Raw genomic sequence first — 16,939 nt, forward strand, 5'->3', positions numbered from 1 at the left:
TAAAATATTATTACTGCACTCTTATGATTTCAACCAGCAGATGATGTGGAAAGTAGCTTAAACAACACTCTAGGAAATTTGATGTTTAAGAAGGGATTTGATTTGGTGAATTTGCAGGATCCAAGGGTATTGCGTACACGACAGTTAATAAGGGAAGCATTCAGTGAATTGTTGCGGAGTAAAGGATTTGATGCAATATCCATAAAGGATATCGCTCAGAATGCTACGATTAACCGAGCTACCTTTTATGACCATTATGTAGATAAATATGCTTTGCTTGACGAGACAATTGAACAGGCTTTTCACGGGATGATCCCTGAAGAAGTGATGTTATCGAGGGAATTCACAGGAGAAATATGCGATCAATTGATCTTGATGACACATAGCTATATTGTAGACTTTTATCGAATATGCAGAATGGATTCCAAATCTATTGCTAAGCTTGTCGATGAAAAAATAAAGAAAATGTTGGAGCAAACAATTGAGAGCATATTTTTAAAAGAAGAAAACCACCAATTGCCAACCTACGAATATATTAAGATCATTTCAGCCATGACAAGCTCAACGATCTATGGTGCTGCATATCGTTGGTTTACGGACGGGGAAAATGATCGAACTGATTTACTCCTAAAGATTGTTCGTCCTTATGTGATGAATGGTCTGGGTTTGTATCACAAGTGATGAATATTATAATCCAACGAGCTCGATCCAATTACTGTTCGTCCTCCAGCTAAAATTGTTAAAAAGTGGTAATTGAGATAAATTTAGAGCATACAGTGTGTAAAATTCATCCAATTACAGGGGGTGGTATTATGAGATTAAAATTAGGATATATAGTTTTAATGTTATTCTTAATCGGTTGTTCTAAAACTGATACCAGCGTAATGACCAAGGAAAGCCCAAAAGTATCAGACGAAGACAAATCATGGAAAATAAGCAGTATGTTTAAAGTCGATGATTATATGCTGTTAGGTGAACAAGGAAAAATAGGATTCATTTATAACGATCAAGAGGTAGTTCGTTTTTATCCTGGGAAAAAACAAAAGTATATGTGGCATTTTTGGGCTGATACACCACAAGAAACGCAAAATTTATTTGGTAAAAAAGTGAAGATTGTTGGAGTTAGCAAACAAACTGGTGAGAAAGTAAATGTATTTGAAGGTAGTGTTGGTATTCCAAATACAAATATAAAAGATAATGATAAGGCAGGTAAAATGCCTTCAACGATGACTTTACCTTCAAAAGGTTTATGGAGATTAGAAGCTTATGTAGATGAGAAGCTATTCGGTAGCGTGGTTGTAGAAGTACACTAATACTGCTATGGTAACCTACAAGCACCCTATTCTTCATGACCATGGGACAGCCTCTTATTATTTTCTATATGGCGATACTCCTAAGATAAGCCTAAACGAAGCAGCGTATTTATGAATGAACTGATCCGTTTAGGCTTATTATTCAACTCAAAGGCGCGTGCTGTTTCTTTTTCTTACGAAGAACTCAGCGGTTTTATATCGGTTTCCGCACTTTTCCATGCTGCACCACCGTCTTTTGCCGCTTTTGGATGTGTCGACGAAATGAAAGGTTATATCAGAGCGTGTACCATTTTTATAACTTGTAAATAGTTTTTTTAGGGGTTATAAAAAAGAGACCCACAGCAACGGGCTGCGGGTCATGAGGTATTTATATTTTAAAGGGGGGGGGGGACTTTTATCATGTTCAAATGAAAGCGTTGACATTTCTATGTGAAGGGTAGTAAAATGACTTCAGGAAAACGTTTGGATAACAGGATGCTTTTCGAGTAAGTGGTTGGGGAAAGGGGTTGTCAACGGATTGTCTACCTTAAAGGATATCGCGGAACTGGTTGGTGTATCCGTTTCTACCGTTTCCCGAGTTATTAATAATGATACGAGTAGGCATGTGAATCCAGACACCAAAATTAAAGTTTGGAATGCGGCTAGGGAATTAGGATATGAGCCGAACGAATCGGCAAGGCGCTTGGTCAGAAATCAAAAAGAAGGACCCATTATGTCCAAAAAAATTGGATGTATCGTGGCAAGTACACAATTGCGGGATGACCATCCTTATTTCTCTCCTATCCTTACAGGTCTCAATAGGAAGTTAGTGGAGTCGGGCTATTCTCTTGCTTTTATTCATACGCCTGAGGAAGTAAATACAGAGATGGTGCTGCACCAAATGATTCATAATCATTACATCGATGGCCTTGTTATCATTGGTGATGAGATGGATCAAGCCCTTCTTGATTACATTAAAGCAACGAGTCTGGCTGTCGTTGGCATCAGTGCCTCTGGATCCGGCATCCCTCTGGTTGATTATGATCGAATATCCGCGGCGAAAGCTGCTGTTCATCATCTGATTGCCCAAGGGCACCGCAAAATTGGTTTTGTGGGCGGTCAGGGTCATACAGGGGAATTGAAAAGCGAAGAGAGATATCAAGGGTATGAATTCGCCTTGTATGAAGCAGGTATTCCACTGGATCCAACATGGATCATTAATACGAGATGGCAAGTGGACAAAAGCTATGAATGTATGACGGATTTACTAGAGAAACATCAAGGTGAAGCTCCTACTGCTATGTTTGCAGCAAGTGATTTATTGGCGATTCCAGCTATGCGAGCAGTCATCGAGTGCAATTTACGGATTCCTGAAGATATCGCATTTATTGCCATGGATAATATCGATCTTGCACAGTATACGTCACCACCATTATCCTCTGTTCATGTGCCCAAAGCAGAAATTGGCATGGTTGCGGCCAAAGCGCTGCTTGATCAATTACAAGGCGAGTCTATATTAACTACCAAAATACTATTGCCTCATGAAATGATACTGCGTCAATCTTCGATTTTTTCCAGGGCGGGTTCTCCCAGGCCGTAAGAGTATAATAAAAAAACAAAAAAACAAATTTTTTTTGCTTTCTTGGAAAACGTTATCCTGATTGGGCCCAAATATTAGGTTTACTATTGAAGGAGGTGAAAGCCCTTTCTTTTTGGATATGACTGTAAGGCTTCATTCATTTTTATTTTGAAATTGGAGTTATAGTTTTTATTTCAAAACATCTTATGAGGGGGAAAGAAAATGGTTAAGAAAATGGGTTTATCTATGGTGCTAGGAATGATGGTCGTTGTGTCCGCATGCGGAGGGGACGGTACGGCGGTTCAAACTACTGACAAAGGCACGGCGAAACCGGATGCCGGCACGAAGGAGAAAGTGACCCTAACTTACGGTACATGGGGTGCGGCAGCCGACAAGAGTACGACGAAAGTGATCGAAATGTTTAATAGTGCACACCCGAATATTGAGGTTAAGTTGGAGACGACTCCTAATAAGCAGTATTGGCAAAAGCTTGAGACTGCAGCGATCGGAGAAACGTTGCCGGACCTGTTCTGGATGAATGGACCGAACATCGTGAAATACGGTTCCAACGGCATTTTGATGCCGATTACAGATCTCATCAAATCGAATGCTCTGGATATGAGCAAATATCCAAAAGCGCTTGTTGACCTATACACAGTAAACGGTAAAAACTACGGAGTTCCAAAAGATTTTGATACACCTGGTCTCTGGTACAACAAGGCTTTGTTTGATGCAGCAGGCGTTAAGTATCCAGACGCTACTTGGGATTGGAATTCCGTAGCTGAGGCGGCTAAGAAATTGACAGATCCTGCAAAAGGCGTATGGGGAATTGCGGCAACACTGGATAACCAGAGCGGTTATTACGATACCATCCTGCAAGCAGGCGGTTATATTATCTCTGAAGATAAGAAGAGCTCTGGTTATGATAAGCCAGAAGCGATTGCAGGTCTGAAGTTTTGGACGGATTTGATTAACGTTCAGAAAGTTTCTCCAACCATGGCGCAAATGACGGATACAGAAGGACTTGATATGTTCAAAGCTGGTAAAGTCGCTATGATCGCAGAAGGGGATTGGAATGCAGCAGATTTTGCAGCAACGGACTATCTGAAAGGTAAGTTTGATGTTGCTCCGCTTCCAAAAAATAAGAAGAGCGCCGTTATTATTCATGGTCTGGGCAATGTGATATCCGCTAAAACCAAGCACCCGAAAGAAGCGGCGGAATTTTTAAAATTCCTTGGTTCTAAGGAAGCTGCTGAAGTGTATGCAAGTCAGGGAACTGTTATTCCTGCCTATGAAGGAACGCAAGACACATGGGTTAAATCGATTCCAGGCGTAAATTTACAAGTGTTTATTGATCAGTTAAAAATTGCCGTACCGTATCCAGTTTCCAAGAATACGTCTGCTTGGGCAAGCGAAGAAGCGAAAATATTTACGAAGGCTTGGGCTGGTGCGATCAGTGCCGAAGAGGCAGGCAAGCAAATGGCAGCCTTAATGAATGAAAAATTAGCTGCAGAGAAATAAGTATATTATCCAAGCAAAATAGGTGTAGACACGGCCCTGAAAATACGAAGCAGGGCCGTGTCTCCAACGCATCACATTTCATTTCTTGGGAGTGGAATAGACATGAGTTCTTTCGTAAAGAAGAAATCTAAAGTAAGTTTAAGTCGTCGTTCTGATCTCATGTGGGCTTACTTAATGATTGCCCCCCTGATGGTGGGGTTGATTATATTCTACGTGTTTCCGGTATTTCAAACCATTTATTACTCGTTTATGAACTGGGGAGCTTTTGGCAATTATACCTGGGCAGGATTTGATAACTACAAAAAGATGTTGACGGACACGGAGCTGCATCGAGCGTTCCGTAATACGGCAATTTATATTGTTTTAACGGTCCCAGCAACTATTTTTATCTCTATTTTCGTAGCTGTTCTTCTCAATCAAAAAATTCGCGGGCTTAGTATTTACCGACTGTTATATTTTCTGCCTGTTATTACGATGCCTGCGGCGGTAGCGATGGTCTGGAAGTGGCTATATAACGCAGACTACGGTTTGCTGAACTACGTACTGAGCATATTTGGCATCAACGGCCCGCACTGGCTGACAGATCCGCACCTTGCGCTTTACTCTGTCATTCTTGTGGCGATCTGGAGCTCGATTGGAAATAATATGATTATTTTCTTATCTGGACTTCAAGGCATTTCGCCTTCGTATTATGAAGCTGCATCGATTGACGGGGCTGGAACGTTTTACGTGTTTTTTCGCATAACGATGCCGCTCCTGACACCAACGATTTTCTTCGTTTCTGTGATGTCATTGATCAGTGCCTTTCAGGCGTTCGACTTGATCTTCATGATGGTTCGCGATATCGTCATTGAATCTACGGAGTCGGTCGTCTACTTATTCTACAAATACGGGTTTATGCAAAATATGAAAGGGTATGCGGCGTCCATCGCAGTCTTGTTGTTTGTCATTATTTTAATTGTGACTTATATCCAGATGAAGCTGCAGAAGAAGTGGGTTCATTATGAATAAGGAGGCTACCCGATGAGTGCGAATGTTCATAAGAAGAGACCGGGCCAAGCGGTGGTAATCCATACCATTCTTATCCTTGGGGCTGCTGCCATGGTGATCCCTTTCATCTGGATGTTTATGACCTCGGTCAAAACGTTGGGCGAATCGACAGCCATACCGCCGGTTATGGTGCCGAAGGATTTCCAGTGGAGCAACTATACAAAGGTATTTGAAAGCTTGCCGTTTTTAACATTTTATTGGAATACCATAATTACGACTGTGGCGAAGACAGTAGGTCAACTTATCGTTTGTTCGTTAGCTGCTTACGCATTCGCGCGCATTGACTTTCCAGGACGCAACTTTTGCTTCCTGCTGACACTGTCCGTGCTCATGGTTCCAGGACAGGTGTTTCTTATTCCGCAGTACATGATTATGAAGGAGCTCGGGTGGCTTAATTCAATCCAAGCACTTATCGTTCCCGGTTTATTTAGCGCATTTGGGACCTTCTTGCTGCGTCAGTTTTTCATGACGCTGCCCAAAGAACTGGAGGAAGCGGCCAAGCTTGACGGCTGCACCCAGTTCCGCATTTACTGGCAGATCATGGTGCCCCTTGCCAAGTCTGGGATGGTTGCGCTTGCGATTTTCACGATTCTTTGGTCATGGAACGACTTAATGTGGCCGCTGATCGTCAACACTTCCCCGGATAAAATGGTGCTTTCGGCCGGATTAGCATCGCTTGAAGGCGAACATAGAACGAACTACACGATTGTGATGGCGGGTTCGATGTTAGCCATATGGCCAATGATTGCTATATTCCTTGGGTTCCAGCGCTCCTTCATTGAGGGGATTGCACTATCGGGTTCGAAATAATAGATATAAGTATTTCTATAGAGAGAGGGAGAAACCATGAAGAAATTAAAAGCTATCTTGTTGGGTGCAGGAGACCGAGGAGCGCGCGCTTATGCGCCCTATGCGATCAATTACCCGCATGAGCTGGAAATCGTCGCTGTTGCCGAACCGAGCGAGGGACGGAGAAATGCGTTCGCTGAAGCTCATGGCATAGCGTCAGAGAATTGTTTTGGATCGTGGGAAGAGCTGTTGTCAAAGTCTGTAATGGCGGATATCGCCATCATCTGTACGATGGATCGCATGCACTATCATCCGACGCTTAAAGCGCTTGAAGTGGGCTATCATGTCATGCTGGAGAAGCCCATGTCACCGGACCCGAAAGAGTGTGTGGAGATGGAGCTGGCGGCGAAGAAACATAACCGACTGCTCACCATTTGCCATGTACTTCGTTATACGGAGTTTTGGAAGGCTGTTAAACGCGTAATAGACGAGGGACGGATCGGACAGATCGCTTCTATTCAATTAAATGAAAATGTTGGGAACTTGCATATGGCACACAGCTTTGTGCGCGGGAATTGGAATAATTCCGACGAGTCGAGTCCCATGATCCTTCAGAAATCATGCCACGACATGGACATCTTGTCTTATCTGATGGATGAGCCATGTGTACGTGTTAGCTCCTTCGGATCGTTGATGCATTTTAACGCTGCCAATGCACCGGAAGGGGCACCCGATCGATGCTTGGACGGGTGTCCGGCTGAGGCGAGCTGCCAATACTTTGCTCCTCGTTACTATTTGGGAGAAGGTAAAGGATGGGCGCGGAAGTTTACGCAAGATACGAGCCGCGAAGGCGTTCTGGAGGCATTGCGCACGACCCCTTATGGGAAATGCGTATACCGCAGCAATAACAATGTTGTTGACCATCAAGTGGTCAATATGGAGTTTGAAAGTGGATCAACAGCTACGTTCAGTATGTGCGGATTTACGCATGACAACACGCGAATCGTTCAAATCATGGGGACAAAAGGCGACATTCGCGGCAATATGGAAGACAACCAGTTTACAGTCAATGATTTTGTATCGAAAGAAGAAACGACGATTCGCGTGAATTCTACCATTGAAGGACATGGCGGTGGCGACTCCGGTATCGTTCGTCAATTTTTGAAGGAAGTTCGCGAGTATGACGGTGGGGAGAGCTTAAGTTCCGCCTCAGTTTCCGTGAGAAGCCATTTGATGGCGTTTGCCGCGGAGGAGTCGCGCTTAAACAAAGGCCAGTCAGTTGAGATCGAAGATTTTTATAAGCGTGTGATTTCTTAATCAGATTTTGCAATCATTCTATCGTTTCTTGCCCTTTTATAAACAACGAACACTTGTGAGTAAAAGAGAAGGGGCTATCTCTCGGGTCTTTTCAGACCGTTTGGGTTAGCCCCTTATTCTTGATTCATAAGCTCAACGAACGAGCATTCATCTTTTTAATACCCTAGGAGATATATAGTAAATAGAAAGTGATCATAACAATGGATAAATTCGTATTATATCTAATCGGTTCTTTTTTTGTAATCGGAGCTATTGATTATATTACCGGAAATCATTTGAAACTGGGTGGGAAATTTGAGGAAGGCATAAAGGCCATGGGAGCTTTAGGGCTTGGCATGATAGGAATACTTTCTTTAGTCCCTATATTTACAAATTTTTTATCCGCTGATATTATTCCAATCTTTAGAGTTTTTCATCTAGATCCTTCTATCGTTCCTGCAGCATTTTTAGCTGTAGATATGGGGGGCTATCAAATGGCTAATGAGCTAGCATTGACAGAGGAAATGGGGGCATTCTCAGGAATTATCATCGCATCTACATTAGGAGCCACAATTAGTTTTTCAATACCTGTCGCGTTAGGGATGCTTTCTAAAGAGGATGAAAAATATTTTTCTAAGGGTGTATTGGTTGGAATTATTACTATACCAATAGGATGTCTTGCAGCAGGCTTATGGCTAAAAATAAATATCAATATATTAGTATGGAATCTGGTACCTATATTTGTTTTTGCCATTATTTTAGGAGCAGGATTATTAAAAGCTCCTCATGTTTTTATAAAAGTTTTTAATGTATTTGGAAAGCTTATAATGAGTTTGAGCACTGTTGGATTACTTTTACAAGGTATAGATGTGATATTTGGTGTAAGGCTTGTCTCAGGATTAGCACCACTATCTGAATCTACTGTAATAGTAGGCAAGATCGCATTTGTTTTAGGTGGAGCATATCCTATGCTAGCGCTTATCAATCGAATTTTTAAAAAAAGTTTTAAAGAAATAGGAGAGAAATTTGGAATTAATTCAGTGTCAGTAGCAGGCATTCTAGGAAGTTTGGCTAGTAATCTGTTGATATTTGGAACATTTAAGGAAATGAATCCTAAAGGAAAAGTGGTATGTACTGCCTTTGGAGTAAGTGGAGCATTTGTTTTTGGAGGTCAATTTGGATTTGTGTCAGGAGTAGCCCCAGGAATGTTAGGAGCGTTTATCATATCAAAGCTTACAGCCGGAATAATTAGTATAGTACTAGCTGCATGGCTATATGATCGTGAAAATAAAGAATTTAGTCTTAAGGAAAATGGAGGTATTAGTAATGAATATCAGGGATAGGGTCGAAAAGTTAAGACGGCTAATGAAAGAAAATCAAATGGATGCTTATATAATTCCCAGTTTTGCATTGCATGGCTTTTGAATATAAGAGGGCCGATGTGCCTAACAATCCAGTTGTAATAGCTAATGTAATCGTAGAAGAACATAAATGTTATTTATTTATTGATTCTTGCAAGGTTCCCTCTTTGGTTAAATTAGAACTGGAGGCTGAAGGAATCGAGTTAAAAGCGAATCATGAAATACAAAAATTATTACAAAATCTTTCAAGCGGGGATGCCATTATTTTTGATACGGATAAAACAAGGGCAGGAAGGATTTGTTGGACCTAGCTTTGATACGATAGCAGGTTATAAAGAACATGCTGCGATGATGCATTATAAAGCCAATAAAGAAACGCAATTTACTCTTAAGAACGAAGGTCTTTTTTTAATTGATTCAGGCGGACAGTATTATGATGGAACAACAGATATTACACGAACGATTGCTTTGGGAAAACTTACCGATGAGCAGAGGTAGAAATCGTTGCCATTTTCGACGCTAAATCTTGATATTGTTGATATTTGTACGCCGAACCTCTATCATTCCGAAATTGCGATTGCTGCTTTGGAAGCCGGTGTTCATGTCATTTGTGAATCGATTCGGAATAATCACTTCCATCCGAACGTGCAGTTTTTAAAGAAGTTTGCGCAAGAAGGGGGGCTTAAAATGATTTGTTAAAAGTACTTCAAAACTTAATTCGGAGATTTCAGAAACGTTGAATTTCTCCTCTCCAGCACATTTTAGTACATTTTTCTCCAATCATGAGGGCTTATCTCCCTTAAATTATCGGAAACATAACGAAGAACCCACTTAAAAACCATCTGGAGGCATGTATAGCTTCTGAGACAGCTGTCTAAATTTGAGTGGAGTAGTGCCCATATGCTTTTTAAATGTATGGATGAAATGCGAAGCAGTGGCAAGTCCGATGCGCAGTGCGATTTCAGCAACGGAAAGATCGGTGTTTTGCAGCAGGAGGCACGCTTCTCGAAGGCGTTTGGCCGTCACATATTCGGTTAGACTGCCTCCGGTATCCACCTTGAACATGTGGGATAAATAATAAGGGGAGATGTGCAGTTCCGCAGCAAGCCGCTGCAGAGAAAATTCTTCTTTATAATGAACTTCCAGCCATGCCATCGCTTTTTCGGCCAGACGAATCTCTCTGTAGGGTAACTTCTGAGGAGATCCGCCGTCCGCAGCCAAGACAATGCGCAGTCTTCGGAGCAGCGCTACTATGCCCAATGCGTGGGTTTCAACAAGTCCTTCCCCGTTCGCAGCATTCACCTCATTCTGCAACACCGTGTACAGTTCCCGAATGTCGCCGACCTCAAATGCCTGAAAAGGCAATTTTTCTTTCCAAAGCTTATGCAAGAATGCCCGCATTTCAGGAAACGAAGACAAGAATGGCTCAAAAACGATCGGCTCAAACACAAGAATGCTCCGAATATACGGCTGCTCTGGACTCGTCAAGGCATGAACGCGGTGCAACTGGTACGGCTGAAAGCAGTAGATCGTTCCTGGCCGTATAGGCACAAGCTGCTGCTCAATGATGACATGTCCTTCACCCTGTTCAACATACAGCAGCTCCAATCCCTGATGCGCATGGTACACGGAATATCCGTGTCTATCTGGCGTAACCGTGCGATGTTTAAATAGATAAGCTTTATTGGGCATTACATTTTCGACCAACTTCATCCGTCGCGCCTGCCTCTCTTCGAAAGAGCAATATAACGATATTTTAGCATAAAGCACGGAAACTTTTTATCTCCTTCAGTTGCTATAATTAACTTATATTCAATGACTTTAGGAGGAAAAAAGATGAATGAACATCGCGCTGTGAACGTGCTAGATCAGGATGACTCAGAAATTAAAATGAAGGCTTCGCACCAACAGGGCCGCTATTTGCGACCTAAGGATACAGCTAAACTGCTTTCCTCACTATTCTGGCAGGAGATGGAGCTATCCAGGATGGCCTTCGGATGGCTGCCGGGCGTAAAAGAAATAGAAACAAAAGGCCAAATGGGACGCCTCGGCTATGTTCATAGCCAGCACGCGAAGCATGTATTCGATCGTATCGCCGAGCTTCCTGGGTCCGTCGGTGATCGGCAGGGAACGCCAGCTCTTCTTCGCGAAGCTTATGAGCGTATGTCGTTAGCGCCATCGGAGGCAGCTTTCTTCGTTAGTTACGCTTTCTTGCTTGGCAGGCTCTATGAAGAGTATGAACAGCTGCAGCTTCGCTTGGACCCGCTCTTGGATGCGCCGACTTTCGATAAGCTGAGATACATCTTGATCGATCGTCAAGACATGATGAATTTCGTTCATGCGCAGGTACAGTTTGCGGGTACGGATGATCCTGATCTAACCGAGGCATGTAATCAGTGGAGCAGCTACATTAGAGATGTGTGGCATGCCTATCGGCAGTCGTCGGATGGATCAGACGCAGAACAAATGGCTTGGCCACAGATGTCGGATTTCGAGCCAGCTGGTCCGTTACCTTCCGATTCGGCTTGGAATGAGGAGCGTTTCCCGATCTATAAGCAGAACAGTGCGTTCAAAATGGCCTACTCAGATCCATCCATGTCGCCGCTAAATGACAGCATAAAGCAAATGCATTACATCAATAGTACGGAGATTGGAGCGGCAGAGACGCTGTGTTACTTGTATTACGGTGCGCAAAATATGCCGAAAGCGTTTTACTTTGATTTGGCTCGCCATCTATGGGACGAAATTCGACATAGCCAGATGGGCTTTCGCCGGTTGCAGCAAATGGGCTATGCAACTCACGAGTTCAAGTACTTTAAGGGCTCTCCAGGCAAAGGACTGAAGGAACTGGCTAATGAATGGTTCCCCAATATGTATTCGAGTCTAACGATGGTGGCTGAGCCGTGTTCTTTTATTAAAAAGCGCAAAAGCGCGGAGCAATTCTGGGAATTCGGCGATGCGCTGTCAGCCATACAATGTGAATTCGATATGGTGGATGAGCGGATGCATGTCGACTTCGGTAAAACATGGGGCCCCGAGCTCTATAAGCAGATTAATCATATCGTAACCGCTGCGGAGATGTCCGAACGAGCTCGGATCAATCGGATCGAGGAATTGGGAGCGGCCGCAACGCCGGATGAAGCGAAAAAGATCGCCAAGAACTTCCCAGGTTTTTGCGGATTATCAACCATCGAGTTGAATTATAAGCGTTATTAAGGAACGAACCACTACATCTATTACCGAGTTAGCAGGATGCAAAGAGGGAATTAAGCAGAATCACCTCTCGAGAAAAGTTATCAGAGTCCATCGGAAAAGCCAAAGTCGCCAACCAGAGTAACCTCCGTATCTTAAAAAAAGGCGTTCACTCCATTCGGTGAATGCTTTTTTATGATTGTTTTTGGGTAGGATTTACATGCTGTGAGCGATATTTGGTAGGATTCATACCTACGATCCGTTTGAATATTTTATTAAAGTGACGATAGTTTTCGAGTCCAACCTGATCAGAGATTTCGAACGTTTTCAGATCGGTTGTTAGCAATAGGTGCTTGGCACGGTGAATACGTAAATTCATCAAGTAGTTGGTAAAGGTTTGGCCTACTGCTTTTTTGAAAACTTGGCTAAGATAAGGTGGACTGTACCCAACAATATTTGCCATTTCTTCTAGGCTATAGTGGCGGGTTAAATCGGAATTAACGATTTCGACGATGTGCGAAACAATTTTGTCACTCCCTGTTAGGGGATGTTTCGCACGCTGGCGGCCATTCATCAGGTCACTCAGCCATTCGTTGATTTGATACAAGGTCTGGCAGCTGTTTATTTCTTTCAGCAAGGCTTGATTGATTCCTGACTGGCGGGAAAACTCGTTATCAATAAGTTTGATCCCAAACATAGCTTCCATGAAGACGTTTCTGACGTCATCAGGCTTTCAGTGGTTACATGCGGCCTCTTGCGTAAACAGGATCAGCTTATCCGCATCGAAAGGGAGTCCGATCCATGCATCTTTCAATGTTTTCATCCAATAAATGGCTTTATCGCTCGGAAGAGAAGTGAAGAATGGCCCATTCGGCATGGCACCATTTGCTGTTTGGTAGGATTCATAAAAGAATAGCTGTTTTTCATGATAGAGGTTTCTAATCATGGACAACTCTTCAATTATGGGCTTGTTAAGTGGCTGAAAATGAACAAAGGCATTAAGCTTCAAAAATGTGTGGAATGCCTGAGTAATCTCTCTTGTCAAATCAGGTGGCAAATGATTCAAGGCACAAATGCCAAGAAAACGGCTCGAGTCCAAAGAAATCACTTTGCCGAAGCCGTATTTTTGTAATAATTCCTGCAGGACATTTACGCCAGTAAACTGCCAGAGTTGCAGTTCTGATTCGGATGTATCGTTTGTTACAGGAATACGCAGTGACTTGCGATCTAACTCAACTAAGGCTATAGCATGGACAGACATACTATGAGGAAAACATATGGAGGTTAAATAATCATTCCAATCTGATTCCCGCAGACGTATCATCTCAAGGAAAAGGTTTCGCGAAATACTGAGATCGTTGGTTCGGAGTTTCTGCTCCAGTTCAGTTTGTTTTTTGACCTTTGCGTGTGTATCGATAATGTTAGGAATCAATGTGTCCAATGTATGAACCAGCAGAGAAGTGTCCGTAAGGCAATCGTCTTTTAACAAATAAGCAGATGCACCGAGCTGGATCGCTTGTTGGGCGTAATGGAAATCCTGATGACAGCTTAAAATAATGGTTTGGGGCATTTTATTTAACGACCTTTTTATTTCGTTTAATAAATCGATCCCACTCCAGATGGGCATTGTAATATCGGTAATGATGAAATCGGGTTGCTCGCTCTGAATCAATGCGTATCCTTGCTTTCCGTTAGCGGCTTCCCCGACGATTTCATAGCGTTCCCCTCCTGCTTCGACCATTTGTCTGAATACTTCACGTGCGGGTTTCTCATCTTCGATAATCAGCACCTTATACGTCATCGTTATTCTTCTCCTCACTCTATGGAAACCTGCACAGCGGGAAAAGTGATGCGAATATGTGTTCCATTCCCTGTAAGGCTATTCATATCCAGAGTAGACATTGGTCCATAAACCAATTTAATGCGTTCCCACACATTTTTAATCCCGATATTTTCGTTGGTTCCACTGTGTTGCAGAAGCATACGGATCTTCTCTAAGCGTGCCGATTCCATCCCACTACCATTGTCACTTATAAGCAAATAGATCGTTTCGCGATCCACTGAGTAACCAGCTTCGATACGAATGATCCCTTCTGCATCCGTCTCATTAGCCAAGATGCCATGCAGCAGCGCATTTTCAATGAGCGGTTGCAGCAGCAGCTTGAGTATCTTCATATTTTCCAGAAGAGGATCGACTCATGGCAGACACGGCCAAGCAAAGTGGAAAAACACTAATGGTGATGAGGAATAACAGGTTTACAGCGGCCTCTCAGTTTCTCAAGCAATATATCCGTGAAGGCCATATGGGAGAAGTGTACACGGGCCGTTGCGGTTGGATTCGCCGGCGCGGGATTCCCGGTAAAGGCGGATGGTTACAACCAAGGAGCTTTCCGGAGGCGGACCGTTGATCGACTTGGGCGTGCACATGATTGACCTTGCCGTATGGCTGATGGGTAATCCGAAGCCGATTGCTGTCACCGGTGCCACGTACACCAAATTCGCTAACAATGATATTTCCGATTCCGTTCACAGTCAATTCGGCGAAAAACAAGAGAACGGAACTTTCGATGTCGAGGATTTAGCGATCGGGTTCATTCGATTTGAGAATGGAGCCTCACTGCAGATCGAGTTCAGCTGGGCTTCCAATATCGGCGAAGAAATGAACTTCGTTGAACTGAGAGGAGCGCGATCTGGTTCTAGTATCAAGAAGGGCGAGCTGCAAATTTTTACAGAGACTTCGGGGCAGTTAACGAATATATCGCCAGTGTTGAGCAAAAAGCAAGTCGATGCTCATGGCGAGCATATCCGGCATTTTATCGACGTGCTGCAGCAGCGGGTGGAGCCTAGTTTACTGCGAAGAAGCCAGCAAACACTTGCGTTTGCTGGCTTCTTGCACCTCAAAACTTAAATTGTCACTCAACATTTTTATGATTACTTGTCTTAACTTATTTAAGTTATTTTACATTAATAAGATTTCTAACTAGACTTTCGACGATTATATCTCTAGTAGTGTAGTTTTCCTCTTCTAAAATGTGAATGATGTAATCTTCATCCGGTTTAAAAGCTCTGAAAATTACGTGTTCTTTATCTTCAAGAATTACGTCATGGCCACAATCCCTAAGGCATTGTTCATAATCTATCAAGCTAGGCTTTTGATTCTCCTCCAAGAAAATAATACCCCTTAATAAGGAACTTTTATCATGGTGAATTACTTTAAAATGCACTGTAAATTCTCTTTTCATAAATTGGATCAGCTCCTGTTCTCGTACATGATCAAAGATTAATTAAATTCATTATAAATAAGATAAATGTAGGAAGCTGTGATTATTATCACTTACACGCCACTCTCTTCGATCTACAATAAAATCATAAAGGACGAAGGAGATGGTTCAAATGATGAAATGGTTAAGGGAAAATAACTACGCTGCAATGCTCTTGACGATCATTCGTTTGTATGTCGGTTGGGAATGGATGATAGCAGGATGGCACAAAATCACAGGTGAAAAAGCTTTCGACGCTACAGGATATCTAAAAGGTGCAATTGCTAAACCAGTTCTTGAAAGCGGAACGACAGATATGGTTTATGCGAATTATGTTGCTTTCTTGAAAAATTTTGCTCTACCGCATGTTGGTTGGTTTAACGTTATGGTTCCTTGGGGGGAATTATTGGTTGGTTTGGGTCTACTGTTAGGTGCGTTGACTACTGTAGCAATTTTCTTCGGCTTAATGATGAATTTTATGTATATGTTTGCTGGTACTGTCAGCAGTAATCCATGGTTAATGCTTCTGGGATTTTTCATATTAGCGGCAGGCGCTAATGCAGGTAAATTTGGTGTGGACCATATGATCCTTCCCTACTTACACAGGTGGTTGGATAAGATCTTAGAACTATTCCATTTAAAAGCAAAATTCAGATAAGATGAGGGCCTAATCCAATGATAAATAGTGATAACACCTGCTCTTCCTACTCCGTAATCTGAGAGTAAGAGTGGGTGTTTTTTCATTAACTATATATTAATTTGAAAGGGACGTGATGGGTATGCTTTCAGGAGTTATTTTGGCTGGTGGAGCAAACCGTCGAATGAACGGAGAACTGAAGGCATTACTTCCGTTTGGCGGAAAGCCTCTTATTGTCCGACAGATAGAGTGTATGAGGGAAATATGCGATGAGTTGATTATTGTTACCAATGATCCCAAGCCCTACCTAAACAAAGTTGATCGTTCAGTTCGTATTATTACGGATTTTTTTGCAGGTCATGGCCCTCTTGGTGGTATGCACGCCGCATTATCTCTAGCTATACATACTTCCGTCTGGGTAGTCGGGTGCGATATGCCCTTTATTTCTAGTAAAGCAGCGCAGTTGTTGATGCAAAGAAAGCTGGATGGATTTGAGGCTGTTGTTCCTTTGGTGGCCAGCGAGCTTTATCCATTGCATGGCATTTATGACCGAGCCTGTGCGTCCCACATCGTGCATTTATTAAATCAAGGGGAAACCAAAGTTTCTGCCTTGCTAAACCATGTTTTTTGGAGCGAACTAGGGGATCGTTTCTTACTTGAGAACGGCGTTGATTTGAATTTTGTTTCCAATATCAAAACGTTTGAGGAATACGAGGCCATGGGCTTTGTAGAACATGGAAAACCAACGGAAGTAACGGATGGTTCATGATTACTATTTGAGATAGTGAGAAGTCTATAACGTCATTGCTTTGCTGTGTGCGCCTACAGGGAAGACGGAGTATCCGATAGGAGAAGCTATGGAATCGGCGGGAGCAAGGCAGCAATTTTATGAAAATAGAACTGCTGCCTTTTCTATAAATTATAATGTGAAATTATTCACAAGAAGTTCAAAGAAGAAATCG

20 protein-coding genes and 1 pseudogene are annotated in these 16,939 nt (G+C 42.7%); 15 read left to right on the plus strand and 6 right to left on the minus strand.

Annotated elements, in window-relative coordinates; genetic code table 11:
* The first annotated feature begins 81 nt into the window (after positions 1 to 81).
* Both ASL11_RS12010 and ASL11_RS12015 read left to right on the plus strand, forming a co-directional pair.
* Positions 82 to 681: a TetR/AcrR family transcriptional regulator gene (locus tag ASL11_RS12010; protein ID WP_235550457.1), complete on the plus strand. Its 600-nt coding sequence runs from the start codon at positions 82 to 84 to the stop codon at positions 679 to 681.
* A gap of 131 nt (positions 682 to 812) precedes the next feature.
* Positions 813 to 1,313, plus strand: a complete 501-nt coding sequence (locus ASL11_RS12015; protein WP_056613939.1) for a DUF4871 domain-containing protein — start codon at positions 813 to 815, stop codon at positions 1,311 to 1,313.
* Positions 1,314 to 1,460: 147 nt separating this feature from the next.
* On the opposite strand, the gene ASL11_RS36445 is transcribed toward ASL11_RS12015, so the two are convergent.
* Complete coding sequence (locus tag ASL11_RS36445) at positions 1,461 to 1,586, minus strand: CGNR zinc finger domain-containing protein (protein ID WP_157256915.1); 126 nt, start codon at positions 1,584 to 1,586, stop codon at positions 1,461 to 1,463.
* Positions 1,587 to 1,830: 244 nt separating this feature from the next.
* On the opposite strand from ASL11_RS36445, the gene ASL11_RS12020 reads away from it, so the two are divergent.
* The 8 genes and pseudogenes from ASL11_RS12020 (at position 1,831) to ASL11_RS38130 (ending at position 9,587) form a co-directional block, all read left to right on the plus strand.
* On the plus strand, positions 1,831 to 2,892 hold the full coding sequence (locus ASL11_RS12020; RefSeq protein ID WP_056613942.1) for a LacI family DNA-binding transcriptional regulator: 1,062 nt from the start codon (positions 1,831 to 1,833) through the stop codon (positions 2,890 to 2,892).
* A gap of 201 nt (positions 2,893 to 3,093) precedes the next feature.
* A complete protein-coding gene (locus tag ASL11_RS12025) occupies positions 3,094 to 4,392 on the plus strand; it encodes an ABC transporter substrate-binding protein (RefSeq protein ID WP_056613946.1) in 1,299 nt (432 codons plus the stop codon).
* A gap of 102 nt (positions 4,393 to 4,494) precedes the next feature.
* Complete coding sequence (locus ASL11_RS12030) at positions 4,495 to 5,403, plus strand: carbohydrate ABC transporter permease (protein WP_056613950.1); 909 nt, start codon at positions 4,495 to 4,497, stop codon at positions 5,401 to 5,403.
* A 12-nt stretch (positions 5,404 to 5,415) separates the two neighbouring features.
* Positions 5,416 to 6,252 carry a carbohydrate ABC transporter permease gene (locus ASL11_RS12035; protein ID WP_056613953.1) on the plus strand — a complete coding sequence of 279 codons (837 nt, stop codon included), beginning with the start codon at positions 5,416 to 5,418 and terminating at the stop codon, positions 6,250 to 6,252.
* Positions 6,253 to 6,288: 36 nt separating this feature from the next.
* On the plus strand, positions 6,289 to 7,548 hold the full coding sequence (locus ASL11_RS12040) for a Gfo/Idh/MocA family protein (RefSeq protein ID WP_056613956.1): 1,260 nt from the start codon (positions 6,289 to 6,291) through the stop codon (positions 7,546 to 7,548).
* Positions 7,549 to 7,748: 200 nt separating this feature from the next.
* The gene (eutH, locus tag ASL11_RS12045; RefSeq protein WP_056613959.1) at positions 7,749 to 8,870 is read left to right on the plus strand and encodes an ethanolamine utilization protein EutH; all 1,122 of its coding nucleotides are present in this window, start codon (positions 7,749 to 7,751) and stop codon (positions 8,868 to 8,870) included.
* A gap of 24 nt (positions 8,871 to 8,894) precedes the next feature.
* Positions 8,895 to 9,383 (plus strand): annotated as a pseudogene (locus ASL11_RS37995) (aminopeptidase P family N-terminal domain-containing protein); the annotation flags it as partial.
* 9 nt (positions 9,384 to 9,392) lie between these two features.
* Positions 9,393 to 9,587 carry a Gfo/Idh/MocA family oxidoreductase gene (locus ASL11_RS38130; RefSeq protein ID WP_056613965.1) on the plus strand — a complete coding sequence of 65 codons (195 nt, stop codon included), beginning with the start codon at positions 9,393 to 9,395 and terminating at the stop codon, positions 9,585 to 9,587.
* A 132-nt stretch (positions 9,588 to 9,719) separates the two neighbouring features.
* On the opposite strand, the gene ASL11_RS12060 is transcribed toward ASL11_RS38130, so the two are convergent.
* Positions 9,720 to 10,601 (minus strand): helix-turn-helix transcriptional regulator, encoded by an 882-nt coding sequence (locus tag ASL11_RS12060; RefSeq protein WP_056613968.1) that lies wholly within the window; start codon positions 10,599 to 10,601, stop codon positions 9,720 to 9,722.
* A gap of 123 nt (positions 10,602 to 10,724) precedes the next feature.
* On the opposite strand from ASL11_RS12060, the gene ASL11_RS12065 reads away from it, so the two are divergent.
* Positions 10,725 to 12,104 carry a DUF455 family protein gene (locus ASL11_RS12065; RefSeq protein WP_056613970.1) on the plus strand — a complete coding sequence of 460 codons (1,380 nt, stop codon included), beginning with the start codon at positions 10,725 to 10,727 and terminating at the stop codon, positions 12,102 to 12,104.
* Between the two features lie 169 nt (positions 12,105 to 12,273).
* Here the strand turns inward: ASL11_RS12065 and ASL11_RS12070 are convergent, their stop codons facing one another.
* The 3 genes from ASL11_RS12070 to ASL11_RS12080 are packed head-to-tail and all read right to left on the minus strand — an operon-like array spanning position 12,274 to position 14,255.
* Complete coding sequence (locus ASL11_RS12070) at positions 12,274 to 12,786, minus strand: helix-turn-helix domain-containing protein (RefSeq protein ID WP_056613972.1); 513 nt, start codon at positions 12,784 to 12,786, stop codon at positions 12,274 to 12,276.
* Positions 12,787 to 12,813: 27 nt separating this feature from the next.
* Positions 12,814 to 13,881 (minus strand): response regulator, encoded by a 1,068-nt coding sequence (locus ASL11_RS12075; RefSeq protein ID WP_056613975.1) that lies wholly within the window; start codon positions 13,879 to 13,881, stop codon positions 12,814 to 12,816.
* A 14-nt stretch (positions 13,882 to 13,895) separates the two neighbouring features.
* On the minus strand, positions 13,896 to 14,255 hold the full coding sequence (locus tag ASL11_RS12080) for a sensor histidine kinase (protein WP_056613978.1): 360 nt from the start codon (positions 14,253 to 14,255) through the stop codon (positions 13,896 to 13,898).
* Between the two features lie 23 nt (positions 14,256 to 14,278).
* On the opposite strand from ASL11_RS12080, the gene ASL11_RS37445 reads away from it, so the two are divergent.
* A complete protein-coding gene (locus ASL11_RS37445; RefSeq protein ID WP_056613981.1) occupies positions 14,279 to 14,488 on the plus strand; it encodes a hypothetical protein in 210 nt (69 codons plus the stop codon).
* A complete protein-coding gene (locus ASL11_RS12090) occupies positions 14,449 to 14,988 on the plus strand; it encodes a Gfo/Idh/MocA family protein (RefSeq protein ID WP_235550459.1) in 540 nt (179 codons plus the stop codon). Before ASL11_RS37445 ends, ASL11_RS12090 begins: the two co-directional genes overlap by 40 nt.
* Before the next feature lie 46 nt (positions 14,989 to 15,034).
* On the opposite strand, the gene ASL11_RS12095 is transcribed toward ASL11_RS12090, so the two are convergent.
* Positions 15,035 to 15,322 carry a hypothetical protein gene (locus tag ASL11_RS12095; protein WP_056613987.1) on the minus strand — a complete coding sequence of 96 codons (288 nt, stop codon included), beginning with the start codon at positions 15,320 to 15,322 and terminating at the stop codon, positions 15,035 to 15,037.
* Between the two features lie 151 nt (positions 15,323 to 15,473).
* Here ASL11_RS12095 and ASL11_RS12100 point away from each other — a divergent pair, with 151 nt between their 5' ends.
* Positions 15,474 to 15,998 (plus strand): DoxX family membrane protein, encoded by a 525-nt coding sequence (locus ASL11_RS12100; RefSeq protein ID WP_056613989.1) that lies wholly within the window; start codon positions 15,474 to 15,476, stop codon positions 15,996 to 15,998.
* 121 nt (positions 15,999 to 16,119) lie between these two features.
* A complete protein-coding gene (gene mobA, locus ASL11_RS12105; protein ID WP_056613992.1) occupies positions 16,120 to 16,746 on the plus strand; it encodes a molybdenum cofactor guanylyltransferase in 627 nt (208 codons plus the stop codon).
* Positions 16,747 to 16,939 lie beyond the last annotated feature (193 nt).

It is taken from the genome of Paenibacillus sp. Soil750 (genome assembly GCF_001428045.1).
Lineage (GTDB): Bacteria > Bacillota > Bacilli > Paenibacillales > NBRC-103111 > Paenibacillus_E > Paenibacillus_E allorhizoplanae.

What these genes read in the sequence shown, in the direction of transcription:
- ASL11_RS12010 (WP_235550457.1), top strand. Translation starts at nt 82, where the DNA reads ATGTTTAAGAAGGGATTTGATTTGGTGAATTTGCAGGATCCAAGGGTA.
- ASL11_RS12015 (WP_056613939.1), top strand. Translation starts at nt 813, where the DNA reads ATGAGATTAAAATTAGGATATATAGTTTTAATGTTATTCTTAATCGGT.
- ASL11_RS12025 (WP_056613946.1), top strand. Translation starts at nt 3,094, where the DNA reads ATGGTTAAGAAAATGGGTTTATCTATGGTGCTAGGAATGATGGTCGTT.
- ASL11_RS12030 (WP_056613950.1), top strand. Translation starts at nt 4,495, where the DNA reads ATGAGTTCTTTCGTAAAGAAGAAATCTAAAGTAAGTTTAAGTCGTCGT.
- ASL11_RS12035 (WP_056613953.1), top strand. Translation starts at nt 5,416, where the DNA reads ATGAGTGCGAATGTTCATAAGAAGAGACCGGGCCAAGCGGTGGTAATC.
- ASL11_RS12040 (WP_056613956.1), top strand. Translation starts at nt 6,289, where the DNA reads ATGAAGAAATTAAAAGCTATCTTGTTGGGTGCAGGAGACCGAGGAGCG.
- eutH (WP_056613959.1), top strand. Translation starts at nt 7,749, where the DNA reads ATGGATAAATTCGTATTATATCTAATCGGTTCTTTTTTTGTAATCGGA.
- ASL11_RS12060 (WP_056613968.1), bottom strand. Translation starts at nt 10,601, where the DNA reads ATGAAGTTGGTCGAAAATGTAATGCCCAATAAAGCTTATCTATTTAAA.
- ASL11_RS12065 (WP_056613970.1), top strand. Translation starts at nt 10,725, where the DNA reads ATGAATGAACATCGCGCTGTGAACGTGCTAGATCAGGATGACTCAGAA.
- ASL11_RS12070 (WP_056613972.1), bottom strand. Translation starts at nt 12,786, where the DNA reads ATGGAAGCTATGTTTGGGATCAAACTTATTGATAACGAGTTTTCCCGC.
- ASL11_RS12075 (WP_056613975.1), bottom strand. Translation starts at nt 13,881, where the DNA reads ATGACGTATAAGGTGCTGATTATCGAAGATGAGAAACCCGCACGTGAA.
- ASL11_RS12080 (WP_056613978.1), bottom strand. Translation starts at nt 14,255, where the DNA reads ATGAAGATACTCAAGCTGCTGCTGCAACCGCTCATTGAAAATGCGCTG.
- ASL11_RS37445 (WP_056613981.1), top strand. Translation starts at nt 14,279, where the DNA reads ATGGCAGACACGGCCAAGCAAAGTGGAAAAACACTAATGGTGATGAGG.
- ASL11_RS12090 (WP_235550459.1), top strand. Translation starts at nt 14,449, where the DNA reads ATGGTTACAACCAAGGAGCTTTCCGGAGGCGGACCGTTGATCGACTTG.
- ASL11_RS12095 (WP_056613987.1), bottom strand. Translation starts at nt 15,322, where the DNA reads ATGAAAAGAGAATTTACAGTGCATTTTAAAGTAATTCACCATGATAAA.
- ASL11_RS12100 (WP_056613989.1), top strand. Translation starts at nt 15,474, where the DNA reads ATGATGAAATGGTTAAGGGAAAATAACTACGCTGCAATGCTCTTGACG.
- mobA (WP_056613992.1), top strand. Translation starts at nt 16,120, where the DNA reads ATGCTTTCAGGAGTTATTTTGGCTGGTGGAGCAAACCGTCGAATGAAC.